We start from the raw sequence: 3,949 nt of genomic DNA on the forward strand, positions 1-3,949 counted from the left end.
CAATTACAATCTGCTGGAACAATTATGGGAATGCGTGGATTAATGATTTTCGGACCGATTGTGTTTATCATCTTATGCTTCGTCATTTACAAAAAGTTCTATAAGTTAAATGGAGATTTCCATGAGGAAATCATCATGGAATTAGAAGCACGTCAAGCTTTAAAACCTGCAAAGATTCAAGGATAATAAAGAGCCTCAGCGATAGCTGAGGCTTTCTTTTTAGGTAAAAACGATGATGAAATGACAAAAAAGAAGATAATTTAATCAAATGAATAAGAATACGAGCAGATGTGTTAATACAGTCAAAAATATGTCTTTTTAAATAAAATTCAGGCAATCATTTTCCGACAATCAATCAAAGAATGGAGAAGAAGCCTGTCATATTAACGGAAAATCGACATTGTAAACGGTTAACTATTCATCTTGTTGGATAGTTTTGTAAAATGATAGATTTTCAAAAATGGGTAAGGATGCTAAAATGTTGTTATATGTTTATTTAGGTTTAACTGGGGGGAATTATAGATGCGAGTATACGAATTTGCACGAAAATATAATATGACAAGTAAAGAAGTTGTAACGGTATGTCAAGAACTAGGGATTGAGGTCAAAGCTCAATCTAAATTAAATGATGAATCTCTTGAAGTACTGAATGGACGTTTAAGTCAAGGAAAAGACACAGAGGTAAAAGAGATAAAAGAGGTCGTGAAGCCTACAGTCATTAAACGTCAAAAAGTTAAAAAGCCAATGTTATATGTGGTAACGGAATGTGAACCATTTACAAACCTTGGAGAGCTTGGAAAAGTTTCGAAAGCATTTGTTGAAGCTCAAGAGGGGGATGTAATAGTGGCTTTACCAAAGTATTTAAATATATCTGAAACATTTGGAAATGAAATGGATTGGCTTATGGATTTACCGGTTAAATTCGGAACACATGAAGCTCGTGCTTCAATTTTTAAATTAGTAGAAGGAAATGTGACGTATTTATTTGTTGGAAATGATCACTACTTCCACCGTAATGAGATTTATGGATTCGCAGATGATGTGGAACGTTTTGCTTTCTTTAATCGTGCCATCTTAGATGTGTTACCTCTTTTAGGAATGCAAGTGGGTGAAATTCAGGTGAATGAATGGCATACAAGTATGTTACCGTTAATGTTACATGTTGATTATCATCAACATCCTTATTTCTCGAAAGTCAAAACAACGTTAAACATTCATAATTTAGAATATCAAGGTTGGTATGATGCAAGCATTTTAACAGAAGTATTAGGAATCAGTCGTGAGTATTATGACAATGGATTGACACGTATGGGGGATTCTGTTAACTTACTAAAGAGTGGAATTGAAACAGCACATAAAGTCGTTTTAACAGATATTAGTGCTGGGCAAATGAAGTTAGATGGAATGGTGAACAGTGGAATTACGGCTGTTTTGGAAAATAAAGTCCTAAATCAAGCAGTATAAGAGATGATGAGTTGTTTCAACAGAAGGTGAAACAACTCTTTTATTTTTCATTTTAAGAGAAGAAAGGAGGACTAAATCTAAATCCGTTAGTTGATTTAGTTTGAAAAGAAGTGCATAATAAAGGTATCTAAAAAAATCAAAATAAGATTCAGAATAAATGGTTAATATTCTGTCTCGTTATAGAAGGTGAATCCATATGTCAATTCAGCGTAATGCGCCATGTTGGTGTGGTAGCGGGAAAAAATATAAGCAGTGTCATTTAGATTATGATCGAGTAGTTGAAACATACAAGCGTAAAGGGATTGTGAAAACACCTGAACAAATTGAAGGAATTCGCCGTGCAGGTATTGTGAATACGAAAATTTTAGATCGTGTGGCACAGTTTATCAAAGCAGGAATTTCAACGGAAGAAATCAATACGTTAGTCCATAACTATACGATTGAATTAGGTGGGACACCGGCACCGTTAAATTATCAGGGATTCCCTAAAAGTACATGTACGTCAATTAATGATGTTGTTTGTCATGGAATTCCGTGTGAGGAAGAAGTTTTAGAAGAGGGAGATATCATTAATGTTGATGTCACAACAATCGTTGACGGTTACTACGCAGATGCTTCGCGTATGTTCACGGTTGGAACTGTTTCAAAAGAAAATGAAGATTTAATCCGTGTGACGAAAGAATGTTTAGAGCTTGGATTAGCGGAGGCAAAACCAGGGAATCATATTGGCGATATCGGTGCTGTCATTGAAGAACATGCTAAAAAACACGGTTATACAGTAGTCGCTGAAATTGGTGGTCATGGAGTGGGAGTTGAGTTCCATGAAGAGCCGTTTGTACCACACGTTGGAAAGCGTGGAACAGGTCCATTAATTGTGCCAGGTATGACGTTTACAATTGAACCGATGATTAACATGGGAAGGGCAGATGTTTGCCAGGATGAAGAGGATGGATGGACAATCTTCACTGAGGATGGAATGCCGAGTGCTCAGTGGGAATATACTATTTTAATCACAGAAGATGGAAATGAGATTTTAACTCATTAGTTGAAGAGGACGTTAAGTCCTCTTTTTTTACATCATTAAGGTAATGGATAATCAAGATTGTTGAGTTAACTAGGTGGTATCGTATTTAAATGAGTAGGAAAGTTACGGAGAAGGCTTGCATGTGATTGCTATCGGTAAAAAAATTTTATTTACCTTAATGGATGGGGTGCATCATGATCAAATCAACGTAAAGAAGAGGTAGAAAATTAAAGTTTCTACCTCTTTTTTTTATTTAATGGATAAATACTAGGCGCCATGCTATAATTTGTAGAAAGATGTAGAAACATCGTGAGGGGGAAAAACTAAATGAAAAAGTATAAGAGTGTTTTTGTGGGGATTGGAGTGGTTATTGTAACACTGATTGTGTTGAGTATGTGTACAACAAAGATTAAACCAGGGTATGTAGGTGTTGTTTATAGTTTAAATGGTGGAATTAAAGGTCAAGTATTAACGCAGGGGTTACATGTTGTTAATCCACTTTATAAAGTGACGAGCTATTCAGTGGCAACAGAACAAGGATATTTATCTGCGGATTCGAAAGAAGGAGCAAGTGGAGATGATAGTTTCTTAATTCCTACTTCTGATGGAAAAACAGTTAACATTGATTTGGAGTATTCTTATCATTTTGACAGTGAGTTATTACCACAAACTTTTACCAAGTTTAAAGGTCAAGATGGAAAGGCAATTGAAGAAACATTTATGCGCGGAAAATTAAAGACGTGGGTTGGAGAAGTTTCATCAAAGTTTTCAGTAATTGATATTTATGGTGATAAACGTACAGAATTAAATGCTAATGTTTTAGAGTATGTAAAAGATAAATTTTATGAATATGGAATAGTAATTGACTCAGTCAATGTTTCCCGTATTGGATTAGATGCTCAAACAGAAGAGGCGATTCAACTAAAAATTAATAAGCAACAAGAGCTAGAAACAGCTCGTTTGGATAAAGAAAAAGCAGAAATACAGGCTGAACAAAAGTTAGTAGAAGCACAGGCTGAAGCAGATGCGAAAAAAATTGAAGCTCAAGCTGAAGCAGATGCTGAATTGATTAAAGCAGAAGCTCAATCGGAAGCTAATCGTATGATTTCAGAGTCATTAACTGAAGAGTTATTAAAATTAGAACAAATTCAAAAGTGGAGTGGAGAAGTTCCGCAAGTGCAGGGAGCCTCAACGCCAATTATTAGTTTGGATTAATATGAAAAGGAGTTGTCTTTTTTACAGATAACTCCTTTTTTCTATAAAGGTTAATAAATTTCGTGAAAACGATTTACCTTAATAAAAATCTATGATAAAATATTACTATAATTATTAATAAAATTTAGTAAAATATTTTCCGAAGGGGAGGAATCGGGTATGAAAACAACAGAAGAAATTCAATCAGTGTTAATGAATCCAGAAATTTTTGAAATCAACCGTTTAAAGGCACATAGTGATCATCGT

The 3,949-nt window shown here is 34.7% G+C and carries 3 protein-coding genes and 1 pseudogene; all 4 read left to right on the forward strand.

The genetic code is table 11. The features are described from left to right. Positions 1–186 (forward strand): annotated as a pseudogene (locus QWC74_RS08845) (melibiose:sodium transporter MelB); the annotation flags it as partial. Positions 187–522: 336 nt separating this feature from the next. After that, positions 523–1,464: a translation initiation factor IF-2 N-terminal domain-containing protein gene (locus tag QWC74_RS08850; RefSeq protein ID WP_006784369.1), complete on the forward strand. Its 942-nt coding sequence runs from the start codon at positions 523–525 to the stop codon at positions 1,462–1,464. Between the two features lie 196 nt (positions 1,465–1,660). Next, complete coding sequence (locus tag QWC74_RS08855; protein WP_006784368.1) at positions 1,661–2,509, forward strand: methionyl aminopeptidase; 849 nt, start codon at positions 1,661–1,663, stop codon at positions 2,507–2,509. 306 nt (positions 2,510–2,815) lie between these two features. Beyond that, a complete protein-coding gene (locus QWC74_RS08860; RefSeq protein WP_006784367.1) occupies positions 2,816–3,703 on the forward strand; it encodes an SPFH domain-containing protein in 888 nt (295 codons plus the stop codon). The last annotated feature ends 246 nt before the right edge of the window (positions 3,704–3,949 follow it).

The sequence above is a fragment of the uncultured Turicibacter sp. genome (genome assembly GCF_938044715.1).
Taxonomy (GTDB): Bacteria; Bacillota_I; Bacilli_A; order MOL361; family Turicibacteraceae; genus Turicibacter; species Turicibacter sanguinis.

What these genes read in the sequence shown, in the direction of transcription:
- QWC74_RS08850 (WP_006784369.1), top strand. Translation starts at nt 523, where the DNA reads ATGCGAGTATACGAATTTGCACGAAAATATAATATGACAAGTAAAGAA.
- QWC74_RS08855 (WP_006784368.1), top strand. Translation starts at nt 1,661, where the DNA reads ATGTCAATTCAGCGTAATGCGCCATGTTGGTGTGGTAGCGGGAAAAAA.
- QWC74_RS08860 (WP_006784367.1), top strand. Translation starts at nt 2,816, where the DNA reads ATGAAAAAGTATAAGAGTGTTTTTGTGGGGATTGGAGTGGTTATTGTA.